Consider the following 22,130-nt stretch of genomic DNA (forward strand, 5'->3'; position numbering starts at 1 on the left):
TCCGCTCCGGACGTGGGCGACGGCCCCGCGTACCCCCTCCCGCTGTTGGGCGGCAACGGTAACGCGAGCATGCCGGCGGCGGTAGCCCTCGCCGGGGCGGAGTCGGTACCCGACAGGCCGGGCCGGCCCGTCGGTGGCCCGCGCGGGCAGGCCACCGAGACGGGCGGATCAGTCCCCGACGGGCATCGGGTGGGCCTGCTGTTTGGCGGCGCGTTGCCGCAGCCAGCCCTTGAACCAGTCGAGGTCGGGCACCCGGGCGAGGGTCGGCCCGACGATCACGGTGATCAACACATACGCCGTGGCGAGCGCAGCCAGCTGTGGATCGACACTTCCGGCCGCCACCGCCAGCCCGGCGATGACGATGGAGAACTCTCCGCGCGGCACCAGGGTCAGCCCGGTGCGCCAGCGACCTGGCTCGGCGATGCCCGCCCGTCGGGCGGCGAGGTACCCGGTGAGTGTCTTCGTGGCCATCGTCACCACCGCCAGCGCGAGCGCCGGCAGCAGCACCGGCGGGATGTCGCGCGGGTCGGTGACCAGCCCGAAGAAGAGGAAGAACACCGCGGCGAACAGGTCCCGCAGTGGCGTCAGGAGTTCGGTGGCGTGGTGCGCGACCGGCCCGGAGATCGCGATGCCGACCAGGAACGCGCCAACCGCGGCCGAGACCTGGAGCTTTGCGGCCACCCCGGCGACCAGCAGGGTCAGGCCGAGCACGCCCAGGAGGAGCGCCTCCGGATCGCGGGCCGACATGATGTTCGAGATGGTCCGGCCATACCGGATCGCGGCCACCAGCACGATCAGCACCGTGGCGACCGCGACGGCGAGCGCGGCACCGCCAGCGACCAGCCCGGCCCCGGCCAGGACGGCGGTGAGCAGCGGCAGGTAGAAGGCCATTGCCAGGTCTTCGATGACCAGCACCGACAACACCACCGGGGTCTCCCGGTTGCCGAGCCGGCCCAGGTCACTGAGGACCTTCGCGACCACGCCGGAGGACGAGATCCAGGTGATTCCGGCGAGCACGATCGCAGCTACCCAGTCCCAGCCGAGCAGCAGTGCGAAGGCGGCGCCGGGCAGTGCGTTGAGCAGCCCGTCGATCAGCCCGGCCGGTGCCGCGGCGCGGAGGTTGCCGACCAGCTCGCTGGCGGAGTATTCCAGGCCGAGCATGACCAGCAGGAGGATCACGCCGATCTCGGCGCCGATCGCGAAGAACTCCTCGCTGGCCTTGAAGCCAAAGACTCCGCCGTGCCCGAAGAGGAGCCCGGCCAACAGGTAGAGGGGGATGGGGGAGAGTCCGATTCGTCGGCTGAGCCGGCCGAGTAGCCCGAGCAGGAACAGCAGCGCCCCGACTTCGATGAGCAGTGTGGTCGTGTCGTGCATCCGCCTCAGCCGTCCGGATCGCCGTCGGCGAGGATGGCGGTTACCCCGTCGAGACCCTGCCGAGTCCCCACCACGACGACGACGTCACCGGCCGCGAAGCGGAACGAGGGCTCCGGGGAGACGATCACCTCACCGTGGCGGAGGACCGCCACGATAGAGGCGCCGGTGCGGGTACGCGCCTTCGTGTCGCCGAGTTTGCGGCCCACGTACGCCGAGGCGGCGGGGATGGCGACCTGCTCGGTCAGCAGACCGGCGGCCTGCTCCCGCAGCCCTGAGAGCTGACCGAGTAGCAGCGACGCGCCGAGGATGTCGGCGAGCGCCTCGGCCTCGTCGTCGGTCAGCGGGATGTCGGCCTGGCAGGCGTCGGGATCGTCCGGGTCGTAGAGAACGAGATCTCGTCGGCCGTTGCGGTGGGAAACCACCCCGAGTCGCCGCCCGGACTCCGTCATCAGATCGTGGCGGACACCGATCCCCGGAAGGGCAGTCTGTTCGACACGTACTCGCACGTGGACAAGGCTACCGCGTGCGCTGGGTCGGGATGATCGAGTGGGATGCGGAGCCAGCGCGGTGGAGATACCCCCGAACGGGTGACTCACTTCACACTGCCAAAGTTGAGCGGAATAGGCTCAACTTTGGCAGTGTCCGTACCAGTGGACACGCCGACCCCCCGGGGGAGCCCATGAACACCGAACGTCTCACCACGAAGAGCCGCGAGGCCATCACCGGCGCCGTCACCCTCGCTGGTCAGCGCGGACACGCCACCGTGGAGCCCTGGCACCTACTGCTGTCCCTGTTGGACACCGAGGGATCAACCACGGTCGGCCTGCTGCGCGCTACCGGCGCCGACCCTGATGACCTACGCCGGGCCGCCGAGCGCGCGGTAGCTGCGCTGCCCGTCGCGCGCGGATCCAGTGTCGCCGAGCCGACCCTGGCCCGGGAGTTCGTCAACGCCATCGGCGCCGCCGAGCAGATCGCCCGCCCACTCGGCGACGAGTACACCTCGACCGAGCATCTGCTCGCCGGTCTGGCCCAGGTCGGCGGCGCGGTGTCGGCGGCGCTGCGGACCGCCGGGGTCACCGAGGAGGCCCTGGTGGCCTCGTTCCCGACCGTGCGGGGTGGAGACCGTCGAGTCACCAGCGCCGACCCGGAGCAGACCTACCAGGCCCTCGCGAAGTACGGCGTCGACCTGACCGCCAGTGCCCGGGACGGCCGGATCGACCCGGTGATCGGCCGGGACACCGAGATCCGTCGGGTGATTCAGGTGCTGTCTCGGCGGACGAAGAACAACCCGGTCCTGATCGGCGAGCCGGGTGTCGGCAAGACCGCGATCGTCGAGGGCCTGGCCCAGCGGATCGTCGCCGGTGACGTCCCCGAGTCGCTACGGGACAAGAAGCTGGTCTCCCTGGACCTCGGCGCGATGGTGGCCGGTGCCTCATACCGGGGTCAGTTCGAGGAGCGGCTGAAGTCCGTCCTCGAGGAGATCAAGAATTCGGATGGCCAGGTCATCACCTTCCTGGACGAACTGCACACCGTCGTCGGTGCCGGCAAGGGTGAGGGCTCGATGGACGCCGGCAACATGCTCAAGCCCATGCTGGCCCGGGGTGAGCTGCGGATGGTCGGCGCGACCACACTGGATGAGTACCGTGAGCACATCGAGTCCGACCCGGCCCTGGAACGCCGCTTCCAGCCGGTGCTGGTCGGTGAGCCGACCCTCGCGGACACCGTCGGCATCCTGCGGGGCCTCAAGGAGCGGTACGAGGTGCACCACGGGGTGCGGATCACCGACGGTGCGCTGGTCGCCGCCGCGACCCTGTCCGACCGATACATCACCGACCGGTTCCTGCCGGACAAGGCCATCGACCTGGTCGACGAGTCCGCGTCCCGGCTCCGAATGGAGATTGACTCCCGGCCGGTCGAGGTGGACGAGATCGAGCGGGCGGTGCGCCGGCTCGAGATCGAGGAGATGGCGCTGGCGAAGGAGGCGGACGCCGCCTCCGCCGAGCGGCTGGAGCGGCTGTGTAAGGAACTGGCCGACAAACGTGAGCAGCTCACCGCCCTCTCCGAGCGCTGGCAGACGGAGAAGCGGCACATCACCCGACTGTCGACCGCCAAGGAGGACCTGGAACGTCTCAGCGGGGAGGCCGAGCGGGCGGAGCGTGACGGCGAGCTGGAACGCGCCGCCGAGTTGCGGTACGGGCGTATCCCGGCGCTCCAGGCGGACCTGACCCAGGCAGCGGAGGAGCTGACCCGGCTCCAGGCGGACGGCGCGATGCTCAAGGAGGAGGTCGGCGCGGACGACATCGCCGCCGTGGTGGCCTCCTGGACCGGCATTCCCGCCGGGCGGCTCCTCGAGGGCGAGACGGCGAAGCTGCTCCGGATGGAGGAGTCGCTGGGTGAGCAGGTGGTCGGTCAGGCCCGCGCGGTGGGTGCTGTCGCCGACGCGGTCCGCCGGGCCCGCGCCGGCATCGCGGACCCGGACCGCCCGACCGGCAGCTTCCTGTTCCTCGGCCCGACCGGTGTCGGCAAGACCGAGTTGGCCAAGGCGCTCGCCGGGTTCCTCTTCGACGACGAGCGGGCGATGGTACGAATCGACATGAGCGAGTACGGGGAGAAGCACTCCGTCGCCCGCCTCGTCGGCGCCCCACCCGGCTACGTCGGGTACGAGGAGGGCGGCCAGCTCACCGAGGCGGTACGCCGTCGGCCGTACTCGGTGATCCTGCTCGACGAGGTGGAGAAGGCCCACCCGGACGTTTTCGATCTTCTCCTCCAGGTGCTCGACGACGGCCGGCTCACCGACGGTCAGGGCCGGACGGTGGACTTTCGAAACGCCATCCTGATCCTCACCTCCAACCTCGGCTCGTCGATGGTGGGTGACCTCACCGTGCCGGAGGAACAGCGCCGCGAGGGCGTCCTGGCGGTGGTCCGGTCGCACTTCAAGCCGGAGTTCCTCAACCGCCTCGACGACACCGTGGTCTTCGCCGCCCTGCGGGGCGAGGACTTGCGGGCCATTGTCGATATTCAGCTGGACCGGATGCGCCGCCGGCTCGCCGACCGTCGGTTGGGCCTGGAGATCACCGAACCGGCTCGGCAGTGGCTCGCCGAGCACGGCTACGACCCGGTCTACGGCGCCCGCCCACTGCGTCGCCTGGTGCAGACCGCCATCGGCGACCAGCTGGCCAAGGCCTTGCTGGCCGGCCGAATCCGCGACGGTGACACCGTCCGGGTGGGCCTGGCGGACAGCGAGGACGCCCTCACCGTGACCGCCACGTAGACCACCGGCGATCGCGCGGAGACGTGTCCTGGCCAGCTCTGTCGAGGCACTCGGACTGTCGATCGGCGCGGAGACCCCGCTGCTGATGGTGCTGCTGCAACGGATCCGCCAGCAGGCAGTCGGCAGTGCGGTCGCGCGCTGGTTCGCGCGGTGTGAGGTGCTCGTGCGGGGTGCCGGGGACGGGCTCGCGGTTCGGGAACTGCTGCGCTACCCGGATGTACGTCGGATCACCGTGGGAGCCTCGTATCGTCGAGCTTGTTGCCCGAGGTCGTACGGTGTGGGCGCGAATGAGGGAAGGAGACTCGTGGCAAATCCGCAACAGCCCGTACGGGTACGTCCGGGCGTCGTAACCATTTCCAGTTATCTACTTATTTTCTATGCCGTCCTGACCGCGATCGCCGTGGTCGTTGGGCTCGCCACCCTGGGTACGCTGCAGGACGTCTACCAGGAGTCCTTTGCTGGGACCGATGCCGAGGGCGCCGAAGGCTTCGTGGTGCTCGTGGCCGTCGCGACGAGCCTGGTCAGCCTGCTCTTCGCGGTGGGGCTGGTCGTTCTCGCCCTGCTCAACAACCGGGGAAAGAACACGCCCCGGATCATCACCTGGGTTGTCGGCGGCATCGCGCTCTGCTGCGCCGGGGTCGGCCTGGCCTTCTCCGCGGCGGGTAGCGCCGTAGATGGCGAGGGCTCCGGAGACGTGGTCAGTCAGGAGGAGATCAACCGTCGGCTGGAAGAAGCCCTGCCGTCCTGGTACGAACCGGTAACGAACCTGATCACGGTGCTCGGCGCCATCGCCCTGTTGGTGGCTCTGATCCTGCTCGCGCTGCCGAAGTCGAACGAGTTCTTCCGCAAGCCGCAGCAGCAGTGGGAGCCCCCGGTCCCGGGCGCTGTCTACCCCGGGACCCCGGGCGGGCCGGCGTACCCCATGACCCCGGGGCAGCCGGGCTATCCGCAGGCCGATCCGAGTTCGGGTTCCTCGGGGCAGTCTGGCTCCCCGGGGCAGTCTGGCTCCTCGGGGCACTCGGGTTCGTCAGACCCGGGTGGAGAGAGGTAGTCCGGCTTCGGCCGGCTCGGCCAGCCGCCGGCGCTCCGCGCCGGAGAACGCACCATCGACTGATCCCTCCGGATAGCGTGCAACCCGACGTCTACCGGAGGGATCAGTCGTGTCGTACCCCGAACCGGCCCGCCGCCCCGCTGCGGTGACCGCGGCTGTCGTGCTGCTGGCGCTGATGGCGGTGGTCGCCGTCGCGTACGCCGTTGCCGGCCTGTTCGTTCTGTTCGGCACGGTCGATGCCTTCCGGTTGGCGGCGGCGGGAAGCGCGGCCTCGTCGGACGAGGTCGATGCGATGGTCCTGTTGGTCAGCGTCTGGACAGTGGCCGGCGTGGTGGCCAGCCTGCTCGCCGGGGTGCTGTTGGCCGCGCTTGCCGGGGTCGTACGCACTGGCCGTTCCGGTGCGCGGGTAGCGACCTGGGTGGTCGCCGGGCTGGGGGTGCTCGCCGGCTGCTGTGGGCTCACCGTCCTGAGCGGGATGCGGGTCTTCCCCATGCGACTGGGCGACGAGGATCGCTCCACGGTCGAGCTCCTCGCCCAACTGTCCGAGGCCTACCCGGACTGGTGGATTCCGCTCGGCGCAGGTCTTTCGGTCGGGCAGGTGCTCGGTTACTTTGTGGTAGCGCTGTTGCTGGCCTTGCCGACAGCAGCCACCTGGTTCCGCCAGCCTCGGCCCTCCCTGCACGTGCCGTATCCGCCCCCGCATCCCCCGAGGTGAGACGTTCGTGCCGAATGACCAGCCGACCACCGGGCGGCGTGCCTTGATCACCGGCGCTACGGCCGGCATCGGTGCGGAGTTCGCGCGCCAGCTCGCCGCGGAGGGCTGGCACCTGGTGTTGGTCGCCCGGGACGCCGCCCGGCTGGCGGAGACCGCCGCTGAGCTCACCTCCCAGCACAGCCGGGAGGTGGAGACGATCTCCGCCGATCTGTCCACCGACGATGGATGCGCGGAGGTGGAGCGCCGGCTCACCACGGGCTCTCCGGTTTCGTTGCTGGTGAACAATGCTGGGATCAGCCTCAACACGCCGTTCCTGCGGTCGTCGCCGGATGATGAGGCCCGTCTGCTCCGGCTCAACGTGCACGCGGTGATGCGGCTGACCCTCGCCGCCGTCCAGTCGATGACCGAGCGACGCAGCGGGGCAGTGATAAATGTCTCTTCGGTCTCGGGGTTTGGGCCGGTCATGCCCGGTTCGACGTATCCGCCGAGCAAGGCGTGGGTGACCAGCTTCAGCGAGTCGGTCGGCCTCTCGGTGCGGGAGTTCGGTGTCCAGGTGATGGCACTCTGCCCGGGCTACACCCGTACCGAGTTCCACGACCGGGCCGGCATCGACCGGTCGAAGACGCCGGCGTGGATGTGGCTGCGGGCTGAGGATGTCGTCGCTGAAGCCTTGCGTGACCTGCGAAAAGGTAAGTTGGTCAGCGTTCCGGTGTGGAAATACAAGCTTCTCGTGGCGGCGATGCGGCACGCGCCCCGGCGGCTGGTGGAGGCCTTCTCCCAGGACACCCGTGGGCAGGTTAGCCGCGCGGAACGCTGATCGGGCGGAGTCGCGGTCGGCGGCGCTGACGACCGTTCCCGTTTCGGAGCGTGGCGATACATCGCCCGCTGTTCGATCGCCCGCAGGGTTGACGTAGGCCGCCCCGACACACAGCTCCCAGCATCGAGCAGTACCCTCTTCGCCATGGGGGACCACGACGACCTGCGTAAATTCATCACCGACCTGGCAGTGGTCCATGGTCGGGTGGTGCTGTCCTCGGGGCGCGCGGCGGACTGGTATGTGGACCTGCGGCGCGTAACGCTGCATCACGAGGCCGCCCCGTTGGTGGGCCGGGTGCTGCGGGAGCTGACTGCCGACTGGGCGTACGACGCGGTGGGTGGGCTCACCCTCGGCGCCGACCCGATCGCGCTGTCGATGTTGCACGCCACCACTGGTGCCGACCGTCCGTTGGACGCCTTCGTGGTTCGTAAGGCGGGTAAGGCGCACGGGCTACAACGCCGGATCGAGGGGCCCGACGTGGCCGGGCGTCGGGTGCTCGCAGTGGAAGACACCTCCACCACGGGCCAGAGCGTGTTGACTGCTGTCGAGGCCCTACGTGAGGCCGGGGCCGAGGTGATGGGGGTAGCGGTTATTGTTGATCGAGGTGCCGGCGCCGCGGTCCGAGCCGCCGGACTGCCGTACCGGGCTGCCTATACGTTGGCTGACCTCGGCCTTGTGGCGTAAAAGTCTGCCGATTTGGACTCGCCGATATGCAGGCGAGTCAATGCTGCTGGTGGAAGGATGGAATACGTGGGAACTGCGTTGGCGGAAATGACAATGCCTCAGATCTCGCCGCTTGCTGGCGAGCCGATCGAACGAGCAGACGCGGAGCGGCTGGCCGGGGTCCTCAAGGCCCTTGCCGACCCTGCCCGACTGCGGTTGCTGAGCCTGATCCAGTCGGCTCCGGAGGGCGAAGCGTGCGTGTGTGATCTCACCGCGCCCCTTGGCCTCTCCCAGCCGACGGTCAGCCATCATCTGCGCATCCTCACCGAGGCTGGCCTGCTGGAGCGGGAGAAGCGTGGGGTCTGGGCGTACTACCGGCTGGTGCCGACCGCGATCGCGACCATCGCCGACCTTCTGACGCCGCCGCGTAAGCGCGCCAGCAAGAAGGCGCGCTGACCGTACCGTTCGTCCGATGCCCTCCAACCGGGGAGGCGTCGGACGGCCGGTTTCGCGGGTTGCGGCCGTCCCTCCGATGCCTCGTCGTCGGAGGGCGGCTCGACTTTGGGCGTGGAGACCTCGGTGCTCTGGGGCGCGGCCACTCGGTGCCGCGCCCCAGCCGGGTCAGTACTTGCCGTAGTGCTCCCGGGTTTCCCGGATCGCCTCCTCGGCGGCGGCCCGCTCCGCCGCGGTGGTGCCGCGCCTCGCCGCCAGACGGGCTCGCAGCAACTCGACCACGATCGGGACCACCGAGAGCCCCACGATCGCGATCAGGATCAGCTCGATGTTCGCCTTCACGAACGGGATCTGGCCGAGGAAGTAGCCGAGCACCGTCACGCCGGTGCCCCAGAGGATCGCGCCGATCACGTTGTAGATGACGAACGTGCGGTAGTTCATCCGGCTGACCCCGGCCACGATCGGGGTGAACGTCCGGACGATCGGTACGAAGCGGGCCAGCACGACCGAGCGGGCTCCGTACTTCTCGAAGAAGTCGTGTGACTTCAGCAGATTCTCCTGCTTGAACAGCTTCGAGTTGGGTCGCCGGAACAGCGCCGGCCCGACCTTGCGCCCGAAGGCGTACCCGACCTGGTCACCGGCGATGGCCGACAGCGTGATGAGCAGACAGACCAGCCAGAGCGGCCAGGTGATGTACTTCCCGTCGGCGGTGAGCAGGCCGGCGGTGAACAGCAGCGAGTCACCGGGCAGGAAGAAGCCGATCAGTAGCCCAGACTCGGCAAAGACGATCACCAGGATGCCGAGCAGGCCGAAGGTCGAGATCAGCACCTCGGGATCGAGCCAGTCCGGCCCGAGAGCCAGGGTAGTGGTGGGCGTCGACACGCGGTGACCTCCGTGGGCTGCCGGGCGGTGGACGTCGCCAGCGGCGACGGGAATGTCCGTAGTCTAGGTGGCAGCCCGGTCCGCCCGGTGCGTGACGTCACAGCTGCACCCCGCCGTCGGCGGCTTAACCTGCCGGAGAGCCAGCAGCCGTGGCCTGACCAGCGCGGACTCGCCGACCGGAATCTCGCTCTTAGGCACGCTGCCCCGTCAACCGGGCAGGGTTGACGGGGCAGCGCGGTGCCGCTGGCTGATCAGGCGACGAAATTGTTCCGTCGGCGGCGGGTCACCAGGAAGCCGGCCGCACCAGTGGCGAGCAGCAGGCCGCCGAGGCCAGCTACCAACGTTGTCGAGCTACCGGTGATCGGCAGGCTCGGGTCTTCGCCGTTGCCGCCGCCACCGCCGCCACCGGTCGCGTTGACCAGGATCGCGGCTTCGTCGTTGGCCGGCTCGATATCATCGTAGAAGCCGCCCTCGCAGCGGCAGGGCACGTTGACCTTCACCGCGCCGGCAGCGTCCGCGATGACCTCGTCGATCCGGAGGGTGAAGTCGAACGTCTGCTGCTCGCCGACCTTGCTGAAGGAGGAGACGTAGCAGCGGTAATTCGCTGCCCCCGCTTCACCCCGGTCACCAAACTCGTCACCGAGCAAGGGCGAGCAGAGATCGGGCACCTTGACCGCCGTGGTGCCCTCCGGGACGTCGACGTTGAGGTAGGTCACGGACGAGCCGGGCCGAGTATAGTCAAGGGTGGCCGGACCGTTGTTGCGGAAGCCGATTCTCGCCTGGACCTCGGCGGCTTTCTCCCCGGAGACCTCGGTGCCGATCGCCTCCAGGTCGGTGCCGTTGCTACCGGTGGCAGAAATATCCAGGTAGGACCAGTTGTTCGACGGGTCGGGATCGGCCTGCGCCCCGCGAGCCGACTGGATGCGGTTCTGCTCGGTCAGCGTGAGCTTCCCACCGGTGCCGGGCTCTCCCAGGGAGATACCCATGCGGTGCAGACGTGCCTCGTAGGCCTCGAACTCGGCCGGCGTTTGCCAGTAGACATTGCCGTGTACGAAGCTCGGCGCGTAGGTATCCGACCCGAGCGTGTGGGTGAGGGGGGCGCTGTAGCTGGCCCCCGGCGTCAGCTTCTCATCGAAGCGGCAGAAGACCAGGTGGTCGCCGTCGTAGTTGCAGTTGCTGTAGCGCTGGTCAGCCCGGATCCCGTAGTCGTGGTCAAAGAACGCGACCGCCCCGTCGGCAGTGACCTCGCCAGCGTTGCTGACCGTCAGCGGTTCCGTGAACGTCTCGCCGGGTGCGACGGAGAACTCGTGCTCTGCTCCGGCGACGAGATCGACTCCGGCGCCGATACGTACCGTCGCGTCGTGGGTGACAGGTGAGAAGCCCTGGGCGCTGATGCTGACCTTCAGCACCCCCTCATCGCCGTTCGCGGCGGCGGCGGTGGGCACGAGAAGCACCCTGTAGGCGCCTCGGCTGTCCTCAATGGTGTCGGGGAAGGGGTTGACGCAGCGCAACACATGTGGTTCCGGGGTGGTGCAGTCGTTGCCCAGGCTCTCCGAGGAGACATCGACCTTGCCGGCGAGGTCGCTGAAGTCGTACTGGGCGGTCAGGTCGTGCAGGGTGACCGGCGCCGAGGCGGAGATGATCGACGCCCTGTCCTTGCCGGCGGAGCCGGCGGCGAGGGTGACGTTGTCGAAGTAGACGTCGAGCGTTATGTCGGTCTCGGCCGCCGAGGCGGGAGTGGCAGTGGCGACGAGCGCGCCGGCGAGGCCGATCCCGGCGAGCCAGCGCCGGGTGGGGTGTTTGAGCATGAGATTCCTTCGGCTGGGGGTTCACACCAAAGTCGGTTTGTGGATCATAATTGACCCCTCGAGGCATGGCTGCCCCGAGCAAATCCTGCTGGCCGACACCACCCGAAGATCTGAGGCAAATTCACCGTTTCAGTCAGTTGTGCCTGGCTGCGATTCTGGGCGTATCGCCCCGTCGGTCGCACACTCAGCGGTAGTCGTCCTCGTCGTTGCCGACGACGCGGGCCTGCTCCGCCGCGTCCCAGCCGTTGACCTCCAGACCGCGGTGCGGCTCGGCCTCCACCTCGCCCGGATCCGCCGCCGTGGCCTGCTCGACCGCGTCCGCCGGCTCGGCCTCCGGGTCCCGCTCGTCCGGCATGAGGTGCTCGCCCGGGGCGAAGTCCTCGTCCGGTAGGCCCATGGTCCCTCCCTGGATCTCGTGCCGACAGCTACCCACACCGTACGGGCTGGTCACGCTCCGCGTCGGAGGCCGGCGTGGACCGTGCCGATCCCTTCGGAAACCGGAATGCCTCCCCGGCGTGGCACCCCGGTGCCACGATGGAGGCATGGCCTCCGCCGGGTGCGAACCGGGCTGTCCGGACCTTTCTGATCACTGTCGCTGTGCTGGGCCGAACCAGGGGTCGCAGGACCGGGCGTACCCGGGCCGGTGGTGCCGACCGTAATCACCTGCGGGATACTGCCGGCGGTGGACAGCGCGGTCCGGCGCACCCATGGACAACAGCGGCCGGCGACGGCCGAGAGCGTTAAGTAAGGAGCGTTCGACATGCCTATCGCTTCCCCCGAGGCCTATGCGGAGATGCTGGACCGCGCCAAGGAAGGCCGGTTCGCCTATCCCGCGATCAACGTGACCTCTTCACAGACCCTCAACGCTGCGTTGAAGGGCTTCGCCGACGCGGAGAGTGACGGCATCATCCAGGTCTCCACCGGTGGTGCCGAGTACCTGTCCGGCCCCTCCGTGAAGGACATGGTCACCGGGGCGGTGGCCTTCGCCGCGTACGCGCACGAGGTCGCCAAGAAGTACCCGGTCAACATCGCGCTACACACCGACCACTGTCCGAAGGACAAGCTGGACAAGTTCGTCCGGCCGTTGATGACCATCTCGCAGGAGCGGGTGCGGGCCGGCCAGGAGCCGCTCTTCCAGTCGCACATGTGGGACGGCTCGGCGGTGCCGGTAGCGGAGAACCTCACGATCGCCGAGGAGCTTCTCGCTCAGGCCGCCAAGGGCAAGATCGTCCTCGAGATCGAGGTCGGGGTGGTCGGTGGTGAGGAGGACGGCGTCGAGAACGCCATCAACGAGAAGCTCTACACCACCGTTGACGACGGCCTGGCCATGGTGGAGGCGCTTGGTCTGGGGGAGAAGGGTCGCTACATGGCGGCGCTGACCTTCGGCAACGTGCACGGCGTCTACAAGCCGGGCAACGTCAAGCTTCGTCCCGAGGTGCTCAACCAGATTCAGGCGGCGGTCGGGGCCAAGTACGGCAAGGACAAGCCGCTGAGCCTGGTCTTCCACGGCGGCTCCGGTTCGCTGCTGTCGGAGATCCGCGAGTCACTGGACTACGGGGTCGTGAAGATGAACATCGACACCGACACCCAGTACTGCTTCACGCGTCCCGTCGCGGACCACATGTTCAGCAACTACGACGGGGTGCTGAAGGTCGACGGCGAGGTCGGCAACAAGAAGAAGTACGACCCCCGGGTCTGGGGCAAGGCCGCCGAGGCCGGGATGGCCGCCCGCATCGTCGAGGCCTGCGAGGACCTGCGTTCCACCGGCACCAGGATGAAGTGACCTGACCGCCGTGGTCGACGGCCGGCTCCCGCACCGGGAGCCGGCCGTCGCTCGTGGCGGGACCCACGGCAAACCTCGCATCATGTGAACGGCGACGGGGGTTGTTCGGGCGGCGTGGTGCGACCGGGTCGGTCGACCCGCTCGCGGATCGCCGAGGGAAGCGGGTTGAATGGGGCGATGCAGAACCTGTTGCCGGAGCCACCGGCCACCCTCCTGCCCGCGTACGATGAGGCCGACAGCGCCATCGCCGCCGCTGAGGAGAGCGGCGCTGACGAGGACTTCGCCGCGGTGGCCGCACGTTTCCCCACGTTCAGCGCGGCCTGGGCCGCGCTCGCAGTCCGCGCGTTCGCAGCGGACCAGGTGGTCCAGGCGTACGCGTACGCCCGCACCGGTTACCACCGGGGCCTGGATCAGCTACGCCGAAGCGGTTGGAAGGGTCACGGCCCGGTGCCGTGGTCGCATGAACCGAACCAGGGCTTCCTGCGGTGCCTCTGGGTGCTGTCCCGGGCGGCTGACGCCATCGGCGAGGCCGATGAGGCGGCCCGTTGTGCGCAGTTCCTCCGCGACTGCGACCCGGCCGCGGCGGACGCGCTGGCGAGCGACTGACCTGTCCTCGGACGACCGACGCCGGACTGGGCAGCGGCCAGTCCGGCGTACCGGTTCGTCTCGGCGGCTCAGAGCCCCTCGGCCACCGCGGCTGCAATCTTGAGCCAGGCGTCCCGGGCGGCCGACGAGAGTGCCCCGTATCGGAGCGGTTCACCGGAGTCAACGAGCCGCTCGTACGGGGCCAGTAGCACTGCCCGCGTCCGCGCCGCGAAGTGCGCCTGGATCGCCGGCAGGTCGATCTCCTTTCGGGACGGCGGCATCGATACGACCGTCACCGCCTGCCGCACCAGTCGTTGCCGGCCGCTCTGCTCCAGATGGTCGAGCATCCGGGCGGCTGTCTCGGCTGAGTCGTTTCGGGCCGACATGGTCACCACCAGCTGGTCGGTGGCGTCGATCGCGGCCTGCCAGTTCTGTGCCCGCACGTTGTTGCCGGTATCCACGAAGATCAGCTTGTAGAAGCGGCTGACCACCTCGCGGATCTCCGCGAACGCGGCGGCGGTGAGCATCCCACCGCCGGTTGCCGACTCGTCCGACGCGAGGACGTCGAACATCCCCTCGCCCTGGGCCCGGACGTACTGCGACAGGTCCCCGACCCGCCCGTGTGAGCCGTGGAACTGATTCAGGTCGCGCAGCAGGTCCCGCACCGTACGGGCGTGGAAGTCCTGCTGGGCGCGCATGCCCAGGGTGCCCTGCGTCTCGTTGTTGTCCCAGGCCAGGACGTAGCCGCCACGCTTCTGACCGAAGGTCATGGCGAGCAGCAGGATCGCCACCGTCTTGCCGGCGCCGCCCTTCGGGTTGACCACGGTCACCTGCCGTAGCCCGCCGAAGTTGCGGCGGACCATCTCGATGTCGCGGCGCATCTCCTGCTCGTGGCGGCCGGGCGGTAGGCGGAGCCCCATTCGGTTGGCCATCGCCCGAACGCCCATGGTGGCCATCGGGTCCGACGGGCGTAACTGCCGGCGCCGGGCGAAGTCCTCTGCGGTTGGTGGAGGTTGCGCCGTCGGCGTCCACCCGGCCACCGGAGGTACGGCGCTGCCGTGTGCTGGTGGCGGGTAGGGGCCCGGGGGCGGTCCTGCGGGTGGCGGTCCTGGCGGTGGTGGGCCTGCGATGGTTGGGTAGGGCGTCGGGAGGGCTGCCCTACCCGCGCGGCGGTCCCCGCCGGTGCTGCCCGGGTCGCTGACGGTGTCCTCCGGTGCCGGGCGTTGCGGTGGCGCCACCCACGGCGACTCGGTTGTGGTGCCGCCGCGGCCCTCCCAGGCAGCCCTGTCGTCGACGGGCCCGCTCCCCGCCGACGTCTCGCCGGTCGGTCTACCTCCGGTCGATGTCCCAGGGGCCGGACCGGTCGGATCGAGGCTGAACGGTTGGTCGAGATTGACGCTGGGAGTCGGCACCACGCTGGGGGCGTGGGGCGTCGGGACATCGGCTACCGCCCCCCGCAGGTCGCTGTCCGGGCGCGGCGCCCAGGCGCGGGCTGCGTCGGACGGAGCGCTCGCCCACGCGGCCGGGACAGGCGTCGGGCCGGGCGGCGTAGGCGGCTGACCCTGGTCATCCGAGGCGGGCGACCAGGATGCCGAGTCGGCCTCGGCCGCCGGCCACAAGGGTTCGATGTCCCGCTCCGACGCCGGCTGCTGGCCGGACGCGTACGACCGGTCGGCGTTCTCGTCCACCATGGCTTCTCCCCCCACGCCTCCTCCTGAGGATATGCCCCGGGGAAAGGCCCGGGGGCCTACCGATGGGCGCTCGGGGGCGACCAGACCGCCCACGCGCCCGGCTCGGTCCACCAGGACCGTTTACGGTTCAGCTCGCCCTCGGCGCCGTCGTCGAGGAACGGGACCGTCCCCTCCCGGGGCACCACGGCCACTGCCCGACCACGGGCGCGACGAACCTCCAGGCGTACCCGGCGGCGACCCCACCGGGACGAGGCGAGAACCGGGACGGCCACCGCGACCTCGACCAGACCGTCGCCCGGGTCAGGGTCGGTGAGCAGAGTCACGTCGGCCAGCCGGGCGTACCCGCCGGCGTTGCCGATGGCGCAGGCCAGCAGCGGGTCGTCACCGGCGGAGAGGAGCGTGTCGTCGACCTCGATCCGACCTCGCCAGTGCAGCGGCCGGCCCCCCTCGTCGGCCGCGCCGAGCAGCGCGCCGTCCAGCGTTACCGAGCCGCCGTCGTTGCGCAGCAGGTCGAGCCGGCGGGGCGCGCCCTCCAACACCGCCGCCGCCACCGCCGCCGGGTCGCGGGGCAGCCCGAGCTGCGCTGCCAGATCTCGGGGCTGGCTGCCACCGCGGGCCGGGTCGAGCGGCAGCACGCCGACCGCTGGCAGGTCCGGCACCGTCCGGTTGGCCGGCAGTTCCGCCGGGCGGCGGCTCGGCGGTGGGGCGTACCGTCGGACGAGGCGACGGAGGACGGTGCGCAACTGTGCATCGCTGGCGGTGCCGACGATCAGTCGGGTGCGGGAGCTGGGATCGGGCCAGCCGAGGCCGTCCGGCCGGGGAGGGCCATCCAGACGGCTCAGGACCTCGTCGATCTCCTGCTCGGAGCGGGCGGTCACCAGGTCGACCCGCGCGCCCCTGGCGGTGAGCGCGTCCGCGCAGGCCAGTACCGGTACGCGGGGGGTCTCGCAGCGTTCGGTCGACGGCTCGCCGCCGGTCTTGTCGGTGTCGCCGCAGCAGGCGCCGTCGCTGCCGCAGGGGCTCGGGGTGTCCCGTTCCGAGCCGAGCGTGAGCAGCACCACGTCGTACACGGGTCGCAGCCTCCTGCCTCTGCGCGCGAACCCCTGCCGGCCGCGCCGTCACTTCTTGTTAGCCTGACACCCCGGGCTCGCCGACCGGTCGCCGCCTGGCACCCGAGCCTTCTGGAGGCGAAGAAGATGCCAGCGATCGTGCTTCTCGGGGCCCAGTGGGGCGACGAGGGCAAGGGCAAGGTTACCGACCTGCTGGGAGAGCGGGTTGACCACGTGGTGCGCTACTCCGGTGGCAACAACGCCGGTCACACGGTCATCACCCCGGACGGGCAGAAGTACGCGCTGCACCTGATGCCCTCGGGGGCGCTCTCGCCGAACGCGAAGATAGTCATCGGGAACGGCGTGGTGGTCGACCCGAAGGTGCTGTTGGCCGAGATCGACGGGCTCGCCGAGCGTGGTGTGGACGTCTCCCGGCTGCGGATCTCCGGCGACGCCCACCTGATCATGCCGCACCACCGGGCGTTGGACCGGGTGGTCGAGCGGTACCTGGGGTCGTCCCGGATTGGCACCACCGGCCGGGGCATCGGCCCGGCGTACGGGGACAAGGTCGCTCGGATGGGGATCCGGGTGCAGGACCTGCTCGACCCGGGGATCCTCCGCAAGAAGCTGGAACTCGCGCTGCGCGAGAAGAACCAGATGCTGTTCAAGGTGTACAACCGCAAGGCGATCGACGTCGAGGCGACCGTCGAGGAGTACCTGGGCTACGCCGAGCGACTCCGGCCGTACATCGCCGAGACCCGGGCGTTGCTCTGGGATGCTCTGGACCGCGGCGACACCGTGCTGCTGGAAGGCGCCCAGGCGACCATGCTCGACATGGACCACGGCACGTACCCCTTCGTGACCTCGTCGAACCCGACGGCCGGTGGGGCCTGCGTCGGGGCGGGCATCCCACCGACGGCGATCACCAAGGTGATCGCGGTCAGCAAGGCGTACGCCACCCGGGTCGGCGCCGGACCCTTCCCGACCGAGCTCTTCGACGACAACGGCCAGCACCTGCGCAAGATCGGCCACGAGTACGGCACCACCACCGGCCGGGAACGTCGGTGCGGCTGGTTCGACGCGGTCGTGGCCCAGTACGCGTGTCGGCTCAACGGGGTCACCGACCTGGTCGTCACGAAGCTCGACGTGCTGACCGGCCTGCCGAAGGTGCCGATCTGCGTCGGGTACGAGATCAATGGCAAGCGCCTCGACGAGATGCCGATGACGCAGACGGACTTCCACCACGCGACTCCGATCTATGAGGAGCTCGACGGCTGGTGGGAGGACATCACCGCGGCGCGGACCGAGGCGGAGCTGCCCGCCGCCGCCCGTCGCTACATCGCCCGGATCGAGGAGCTCTGCCGTACCCGGGTCAGCGTGGTCGGCGTGGGCCCCGGCCGGGAGGAGAACGTCGTCTACCACCCGCTCCTGCCCTGAGCGTGCCGCCGTCGTCCCCACCCCGGGAGCGACCGGGGCGGGGGTGGAGGCCGTAGGATCGTCCCTGTGCGGGTACTTCTGATTGGTAGTGGTGGGCGGGAACACGCGCTCGCGCTCGGGTTGTCGGCCGACCCCTCGGTCGAGGTGCTCTTCGCCGCACCGGGGAATCCGGGGATCGGCACGGTCGCCGTGATGCGGGACGTGGTCTTCACCGATCCGGCCGCGGTGGCGGCGCTCGCGGTCGAGTGCGACGCGGATCTGGTGGTGGTGGGGCCGGAGACGCCCCTGGTGGCCGGGGTCGCCGACGCCGTCCGGGCCGAGGGGATCCCTGTCTTCGGGCCGTCTGCGGAGGCCGCGCGTCTGGAAGGGTCGAAGGCGTTCGCCAAGGACGTGATGACCGCCGCCAGGGTGCCGACCGCCCGCGCGTACGCCTGCGCCGACACCGAGAGCGTCGGTAAGGCACTGGACGACTTCGGCGCGCCGTACGTGGTCAAGAACGACGGCCTCGCCGCCGGTAAGGGCGTCGTGGTCACCGAGGACCGCGCGGCGGCCGAGGAGCACGCGCGGGAGTGCGGCCAGGTCGTGATCGAGGAGTACCTCGCCGGCCCCGAGGTCTCCCTCTTCGTCGTCACCGACGGCGAGGCGGCCGTCCCCCTGCTGCCCGCGCAGGACTTCAAGCGGGTCGGTGACGGCGACACCGGGCCGAACACCGGCGGCATGGGGGCGTACGCGCCGCTGCCGTGGGCGCCGCCCGGCCTGGTCGACGAGGTGATGCGCGACATCGTGCACCCGACCCTGGCCGAGCTGCGTCGGCGCGGCACGCCGTTCGCCGGGCTGCTCTACGTGGGCCTGGCCATCACCGCCACCGGCCCTCGGGTGATCGAGTTCAATGCCCGCTTCGGTGACCCGGAGACGCAGGTCGTCCTGGCCTTGTTGGAGACGCCGCTCGCCGGGCTGCTGCACGCCGCCGCCACCGGTGAGCTGGCCGCGCACCCGCCGCTGCGGTGGCGCGCGGGCGCGGCCGTCACCGTCGTGGTGGCCGCCCAGGGCTACCCGGCCAAGCCGCGCACCGGCGACGTCATTCTCGGAGCGGAGCGTACGGGCATCGTCCACGCGGGCACCGTTCGTCGGGCTGCCGACGGCGCGCTGCTCTCCGCGGGGGGCCGGGTTCTCTCCGTCACGGCCACCGGCTCCGACCTGGCTGCCGGGCGGGACGCCGCCTACGAGCTGGTCCGCGGCATCGAGTTGGCCGACTCGCACCATCGCACCGACATCGCCGCCGCGGCGGTGGAGGGCCGCATCACCATCCCGCGCTGACCGCTGTCGGCGCTCCGCCGGCGGTCAAGGTCGCCGATCTATCGGGACGCTGGCGGGTCGCGGTGCGCGGCGGGCAACCACTGCTCGCCGAGCGGCACCGGTCCCTCACTCCGCCCCGTCGTCCCACCGGGCGGGGCGGGCGGGTACCGGGGTGGTTCGTCCAACGCCGCCAGCACCGGCAGCGGCGCGGCGATCAGCACGGCCACCAGGAGCGCCCCGGCGAGTACCAGGAAGGCGGTGGCCAGGCCCAGCCACTCCACCAGCGGGCCGGCAAGCAGGTAGCCGGCGGGCCCGGCGGCGTACGCGAACGAGGTCATCACCCCGACCACCCGACCGCGTAGCCGTTCCGGGGTACGGGTCTGCATGGCGTAGTTGGCCAGCGGGTTGACCGGCCCGTACGCGAGCCCGACCAGGCCGGCGAAGGCGAGCATCCCCGGGTACGGGGGCAGGAGCGCGAGCCCGAGCAGGGCCAGGCCGGTGACCACGAGGGCGGCGGCCATCAGGGACCGGCGGCGGACGAACCGACCGGCCACCGACGAGCCCAGCGCACCCGCTACGGCTCCGGCGCTCATCGCCATCAGGACGGCCCCGAGGCGGGCGGGTTCCCCCTCGGCGACGAACCACGCGGGCAGCAGCACTCCCTCGAACGGTAGGTAGAGCGCGACCAACGCCATCGTGATCAGGGAGAGGGTGCGCAGCAGTGGGTCTCGCCAGACGAAACCCAGCCCTTCCTGGGTGCCCCGCCACAGGCCGTTGGGCGGGCGGTCGGGTCGGCCCGCGCCGGGCAGTCGGACGGCCGCGACCAGGAGGACCGACAGCGCGAAGCCGGCGGCGGTGACCCAGAACGTCGCCTCCGGGCCGACGGTGGCGATGAGTAGGCCGCCGACTCCGGGGCCGATCAGGAAGGCCAGCCCGAAGATCGCTTCGTGTACGCCGTTGGCCCGTTCGATCCGCCAGCCGGCAGCCTGCGCGGCTGCGGGCAGGAGTGTCTCGCGGGCGGTCATTCCGGCCGGATCGAAGACCGCGCCGAGGACGGCCAGCGCGACGATCCAGCCGAGGTTCAGCTCGACCAGGGTGTCGACGAGTGGGATGGCGGCGACTGAGACGGCGGACAGGGCGTCGGAGACCAGCGCGGTCCGGCGACGCCCGAGCAGGTCAACGACCGTGCCGGAGAAGAGGCTGGACAGCAGGAGCGGTAGTCCGCTGGCGGCGGCCACCACACCGGCCGCGGTGGCGCTGCCGGTGCGTTCCAGGACCAGCCAGGGTAGGGCCACGACGGCCACGCCGTTGCCGGTGGCCGAGAGCAGCGTCGCCGCCTCGACCAACAGCAACGGCGTCCGGCGGCGGTGCTCGGTCCGAGTCATTGCGAAGATCATCGTAAGCCAGTCGGTCGGGACTGGTTACGGCGAATCGCAGTGCTGGCGGATCCGGTCGGTGGCGACGGCGAACGGCCGGCCCGGGGGAAACATCGGTGAACCGCACCCCGAGCCCGGCAGCATCCGGGCCCGGGGAGTGGCGGGGAGCCCGGCGTGGGTCAGCGGATCTGGACGCCGGAGATGGCGCGGGCGACGACGAGCCGCTGGATCTCGGAGGTGCCTTCGAAGATGGTGTAGATCTTGGCGTCCCGGTACCACCGTTCGACCGGGTGGTCGCGGAGGAATCCGGCACCGCCGAGCAACTGCACCGCCTTCTCGGTCGCGCTGACCGCGACCTCACTGGCCTTCAGCTTGGACATCGAGCCCTCGCCGGCGGTGAAGGCCCGGTTGTTGCGCCCCATCCAGGAGGCTCGCCAGACCAGCAGCCGGGCAGCGTCGATCTCCATCTTCATGTCGGCCAGCGCAAACGCCACCGCCTGGTTCTCGATGATCGGTCGCCCGAACTGGACCCGTTCCTTGGCGTAGTCCAGCGCGTACTCGTAGGCGGCCCGGGCTACGCCGAGCGCCTGCGCCCCGACGGTCGGCCGGGAGAGCTCGAACGTACGCATCGCCGCCTGGGAGGCGGCCCGCTTGCCGGATCGGGCCCGGGCGAGTCGTTCGTCCAGCGCGTCCTTGCCACCGAGCAGGCAGCGGCCGGGTACGCGGACATCGTCGAGGAAGACATCGGCGGTGTGCGACGCACGGAGGCCCAGCTTGCGCAGCTTGCGGGTCGCGGCGAGCCCGGGGGTGCCCGGCGGTACGACGAACGCCGCCTGCCCGCGGGAGCCGAGTTCCGGGTCGACCGAGGCGGTTACCACGTGCACGCCGGCGATCCCGCCGTTGGTGGCGTACGACTTCTGGCCGCTCAGTACCCACTCGTCGGCCGCCTCGTCGTAGACCGCGCGGGTGCGCATCGCGCCGACGTCGGAGCCGGCCTCGGGTTCGCTGGTGCAGAACGCCGCCACGGCGGGGGAGTCGAGGTCGCCGAAGCACTGCGGCACCCACTCCATCAGTTGTTCCGGCGTGCCGGTGCCGTAGATGGCGGCCACGGCGAGGCCGGTGCCGAAGATACTCAGGCCGATGCCGGAGTCGCCCCAGAAGAGTTCCTCACAGGCGACCGGCAGGGAGAGGCCGCTGGGGTCGCCCCAGCAGGTCGCGAGGAACTCGAAGCCGTAGAGGCCGACCTTGGCCGCTTCCTGGATGATCGGCCACGGGGTCTCCTCCCGCGCGTCCCACTCGGCCGCGGCTGGGCGGACGACCTCGCTGGCGAAGCCGTGCACCCAGTCGCGAAGATCCCGCTGCTCCTCGGTCAGATCGAGCGAGAACTCGGCCATACTCAGGCCTTGGGAATGTCGAAGAGGTTCGCGATGTTGGCGGCCAGTCCCAGGTCGCCCTTGGCCTTCAACTTGCCGCTCATGAACATCATGACCGGGTTGGCGCCGCCGGAGACGGTCTTGAGGAACTCCACCGGACCCAGGGTGAGGCTCAGCTTCGGGTCGTGCTGGGAGGTCTGGTTAACGGTGCAGGCACCGTCGGCGATGACCACCTCGTAGGTGTCGGTGCCCCCGTCGGGACCGCCGGTGATGTTCCAGTGAATGACCGTGTTGGTCGAGCCCGCCCGGTCGGCGCGGAACAGCTGCGGCATCCGGCCGAAGACCTCGTCGAGAACCTTGCCGCGGAGGTCACCCGACATCATCTCGGTGATCTTGTCGTCGGGGGTGGACTTGACCAGCTGCGCGAACTCCTTGGGGCCGACGTTGGCAAATTTGGCCGGGTCGAAGTCAGTCATGGGGCGCACCTTCCGAAATTGACTACTCGC

At 70.2% G+C, this 22,130-nt stretch carries 20 protein-coding genes; 10 read left to right on the forward strand and 10 right to left on the reverse strand.

Going from position 1 to position 22,130, the window contains the following annotated elements; genetic code table 11:
- Nucleotides 1-168 precede the first annotated feature (168 nt).
- Together STROP_RS00590 and STROP_RS00595 are read right to left on the reverse strand one after the other, a co-directional pair.
- The gene (locus STROP_RS00590; RefSeq protein WP_011904041.1) at nucleotides 169-1,374 is read right to left on the reverse strand and encodes a cation:proton antiporter; all 1,206 of its coding nucleotides are present in this window, start codon (nucleotides 1,372-1,374) and stop codon (nucleotides 169-171) included.
- A 5-nt stretch (nucleotides 1,375-1,379) separates the two neighbouring features.
- Nucleotides 1,380-1,880 (reverse strand): cation:proton antiporter regulatory subunit, encoded by a 501-nt coding sequence (locus STROP_RS00595; RefSeq protein WP_027652082.1) that lies wholly within the window; start codon nucleotides 1,878-1,880, stop codon nucleotides 1,380-1,382.
- Between the two features lie 173 nt (nucleotides 1,881-2,053).
- Here STROP_RS00595 and clpB point away from each other — a divergent pair, with 173 nt between their 5' ends.
- The 6 genes from clpB to STROP_RS00625 all read left to right on the forward strand — a co-directional run bounded on the left by clpB (nucleotide 2,054) and on the right by STROP_RS00625 (nucleotide 8,347).
- Nucleotides 2,054-4,645 carry an ATP-dependent chaperone ClpB gene (gene clpB, locus STROP_RS00600; RefSeq protein ID WP_011904043.1) on the forward strand — a complete coding sequence of 864 codons (2,592 nt, stop codon included), beginning with the start codon at nucleotides 2,054-2,056 and terminating at the stop codon, nucleotides 4,643-4,645.
- Nucleotides 4,646-4,949: 304 nt separating this feature from the next.
- A complete protein-coding gene (locus tag STROP_RS00605) occupies nucleotides 4,950-5,696 on the forward strand; it encodes a hypothetical protein (protein WP_187151565.1) in 747 nt (248 codons plus the stop codon).
- A 109-nt stretch (nucleotides 5,697-5,805) separates the two neighbouring features.
- Nucleotides 5,806-6,411, forward strand: coding sequence for a hypothetical protein (locus STROP_RS00610; protein WP_011904045.1), 606 nt, complete (start codon nucleotides 5,806-5,808; stop codon nucleotides 6,409-6,411).
- 7 nt (nucleotides 6,412-6,418) lie between these two features.
- On the forward strand, nucleotides 6,419-7,228 hold the full coding sequence (locus STROP_RS00615; RefSeq protein ID WP_011904046.1) for an SDR family NAD(P)-dependent oxidoreductase: 810 nt from the start codon (nucleotides 6,419-6,421) through the stop codon (nucleotides 7,226-7,228).
- A gap of 144 nt (nucleotides 7,229-7,372) precedes the next feature.
- A complete protein-coding gene (locus tag STROP_RS00620) occupies nucleotides 7,373-7,912 on the forward strand; it encodes an orotate phosphoribosyltransferase (protein WP_011904047.1) in 540 nt (179 codons plus the stop codon).
- A gap of 57 nt (nucleotides 7,913-7,969) precedes the next feature.
- Complete coding sequence (locus STROP_RS00625) at nucleotides 7,970-8,347, forward strand: ArsR/SmtB family transcription factor (protein ID WP_011904048.1); 378 nt, start codon at nucleotides 7,970-7,972, stop codon at nucleotides 8,345-8,347.
- A gap of 165 nt (nucleotides 8,348-8,512) precedes the next feature.
- Here the strand turns inward: STROP_RS00625 and STROP_RS00630 are convergent, their stop codons facing one another.
- The 3 genes from STROP_RS00630 to STROP_RS00640 all read right to left on the reverse strand — a co-directional run bounded on the left by STROP_RS00630 (nucleotide 8,513) and on the right by STROP_RS00640 (nucleotide 11,431).
- Nucleotides 8,513-9,226: a DedA family protein gene (locus STROP_RS00630; protein ID WP_011904049.1), complete on the reverse strand. Its 714-nt coding sequence runs from the start codon at nucleotides 9,224-9,226 to the stop codon at nucleotides 8,513-8,515.
- A gap of 251 nt (nucleotides 9,227-9,477) precedes the next feature.
- Nucleotides 9,478-11,034, reverse strand: coding sequence for an LPXTG cell wall anchor domain-containing protein (locus tag STROP_RS00635; protein WP_011904050.1), 1,557 nt, complete (start codon nucleotides 11,032-11,034; stop codon nucleotides 9,478-9,480).
- A gap of 184 nt (nucleotides 11,035-11,218) precedes the next feature.
- Nucleotides 11,219-11,431, reverse strand: a complete 213-nt coding sequence (locus STROP_RS00640) for a hypothetical protein (RefSeq protein ID WP_011904051.1) — start codon at nucleotides 11,429-11,431, stop codon at nucleotides 11,219-11,221.
- Between the two features lie 363 nt (nucleotides 11,432-11,794).
- On the opposite strand from STROP_RS00640, the gene fbaA reads away from it, so the two are divergent.
- Both fbaA and STROP_RS00650 read left to right on the forward strand, forming a co-directional pair.
- On the forward strand, nucleotides 11,795-12,817 hold the full coding sequence (gene fbaA, locus STROP_RS00645) for a class II fructose-bisphosphate aldolase (protein WP_011904052.1): 1,023 nt from the start codon (nucleotides 11,795-11,797) through the stop codon (nucleotides 12,815-12,817).
- A gap of 177 nt (nucleotides 12,818-12,994) precedes the next feature.
- Complete coding sequence (locus STROP_RS00650) at nucleotides 12,995-13,423, forward strand: DUF3151 domain-containing protein (RefSeq protein WP_026274689.1); 429 nt, start codon at nucleotides 12,995-12,997, stop codon at nucleotides 13,421-13,423.
- A 68-nt stretch (nucleotides 13,424-13,491) separates the two neighbouring features.
- Here STROP_RS00650 and STROP_RS00655 read toward each other — a convergent pair whose 3' ends face one another.
- Nucleotides 13,492-15,093: a chromosome partitioning protein gene (locus STROP_RS00655; RefSeq protein ID WP_011904054.1), complete on the reverse strand. Its 1,602-nt coding sequence runs from the start codon at nucleotides 15,091-15,093 to the stop codon at nucleotides 13,492-13,494.
- A 56-nt stretch (nucleotides 15,094-15,149) separates the two neighbouring features.
- Nucleotides 15,150-16,163 (reverse strand): diacylglycerol kinase family protein, encoded by a 1,014-nt coding sequence (locus STROP_RS00660; protein ID WP_018829539.1) that lies wholly within the window; start codon nucleotides 16,161-16,163, stop codon nucleotides 15,150-15,152.
- Nucleotides 16,164-16,289: 126 nt separating this feature from the next.
- Between STROP_RS00660 and STROP_RS00665 the strand changes: the two genes are divergently transcribed.
- Both STROP_RS00665 and purD read left to right on the forward strand, forming a co-directional pair.
- Nucleotides 16,290-17,579 (forward strand): adenylosuccinate synthase, encoded by a 1,290-nt coding sequence (locus tag STROP_RS00665; protein ID WP_018829538.1) that lies wholly within the window; start codon nucleotides 16,290-16,292, stop codon nucleotides 17,577-17,579.
- Between the two features lie 66 nt (nucleotides 17,580-17,645).
- On the forward strand, nucleotides 17,646-18,896 hold the full coding sequence (gene purD / locus STROP_RS00670; RefSeq protein ID WP_011904056.1) for a phosphoribosylamine--glycine ligase: 1,251 nt from the start codon (nucleotides 17,646-17,648) through the stop codon (nucleotides 18,894-18,896).
- Nucleotides 18,897-18,934: 38 nt separating this feature from the next.
- Here purD and STROP_RS00675 read toward each other — a convergent pair whose 3' ends face one another.
- From STROP_RS00675 to STROP_RS00685, 3 genes are all read right to left on the reverse strand, one after another.
- Nucleotides 18,935-20,272, reverse strand: a complete 1,338-nt coding sequence (locus STROP_RS00675; RefSeq protein ID WP_011904057.1) for an MFS transporter — start codon at nucleotides 20,270-20,272, stop codon at nucleotides 18,935-18,937.
- A gap of 158 nt (nucleotides 20,273-20,430) precedes the next feature.
- On the reverse strand, nucleotides 20,431-21,645 hold the full coding sequence (locus STROP_RS00680) for an acyl-CoA dehydrogenase family protein (RefSeq protein WP_011904058.1): 1,215 nt from the start codon (nucleotides 21,643-21,645) through the stop codon (nucleotides 20,431-20,433).
- Nucleotides 21,646-21,647: 2 nt separating this feature from the next.
- Nucleotides 21,648-22,100, reverse strand: a complete 453-nt coding sequence (locus tag STROP_RS00685; protein WP_011904059.1) for an SCP2 sterol-binding domain-containing protein — start codon at nucleotides 22,098-22,100, stop codon at nucleotides 21,648-21,650.
- Nucleotides 22,101-22,130: the final 30 nt, after the last annotated feature.

Origin of the sequence: Salinispora tropica CNB-440 (assembly GCF_000016425.1) — a bacterium.
Lineage (GTDB): Bacteria > Actinomycetota > Actinomycetes > Mycobacteriales > Micromonosporaceae > Micromonospora > Micromonospora tropica.

Bases quoted from the DNA above. Each gene is read 5' to 3' on its own strand.
- STROP_RS00590 (WP_011904041.1), bottom strand. From the start codon at position 1,374: ATGCACGACACGACCACACTGCTCATCGAAGTCGGGGCGCTGCTGTTC.
- clpB (WP_011904043.1), top strand. From the start codon at position 2,054: ATGAACACCGAACGTCTCACCACGAAGAGCCGCGAGGCCATCACCGGC.
- STROP_RS00620 (WP_011904047.1), top strand. From the start codon at position 7,373: ATGGGGGACCACGACGACCTGCGTAAATTCATCACCGACCTGGCAGTG.
- STROP_RS00625 (WP_011904048.1), top strand. From the start codon at position 7,970: ATGGAATACGTGGGAACTGCGTTGGCGGAAATGACAATGCCTCAGATC.
- STROP_RS00635 (WP_011904050.1), bottom strand. From the start codon at position 11,034: ATGCTCAAACACCCCACCCGGCGCTGGCTCGCCGGGATCGGCCTCGCC.
- STROP_RS00640 (WP_011904051.1), bottom strand. From the start codon at position 11,431: ATGGGCCTACCGGACGAGGACTTCGCCCCGGGCGAGCACCTCATGCCG.
- fbaA (WP_011904052.1), top strand. From the start codon at position 11,795: ATGCCTATCGCTTCCCCCGAGGCCTATGCGGAGATGCTGGACCGCGCC.
- STROP_RS00650 (WP_026274689.1), top strand. From the start codon at position 12,995: ATGCAGAACCTGTTGCCGGAGCCACCGGCCACCCTCCTGCCCGCGTAC.
- STROP_RS00655 (WP_011904054.1), bottom strand. From the start codon at position 15,093: ATGGTGGACGAGAACGCCGACCGGTCGTACGCGTCCGGCCAGCAGCCG.
- STROP_RS00665 (WP_018829538.1), top strand. From the start codon at position 16,290: ATGCCAGCGATCGTGCTTCTCGGGGCCCAGTGGGGCGACGAGGGCAAG.
- STROP_RS00675 (WP_011904057.1), bottom strand. From the start codon at position 20,272: ATGATCTTCGCAATGACTCGGACCGAGCACCGCCGCCGGACGCCGTTG.
- STROP_RS00680 (WP_011904058.1), bottom strand. From the start codon at position 21,645: ATGGCCGAGTTCTCGCTCGATCTGACCGAGGAGCAGCGGGATCTTCGC.
- STROP_RS00685 (WP_011904059.1), bottom strand. From the start codon at position 22,100: ATGACTGACTTCGACCCGGCCAAATTTGCCAACGTCGGCCCCAAGGAG.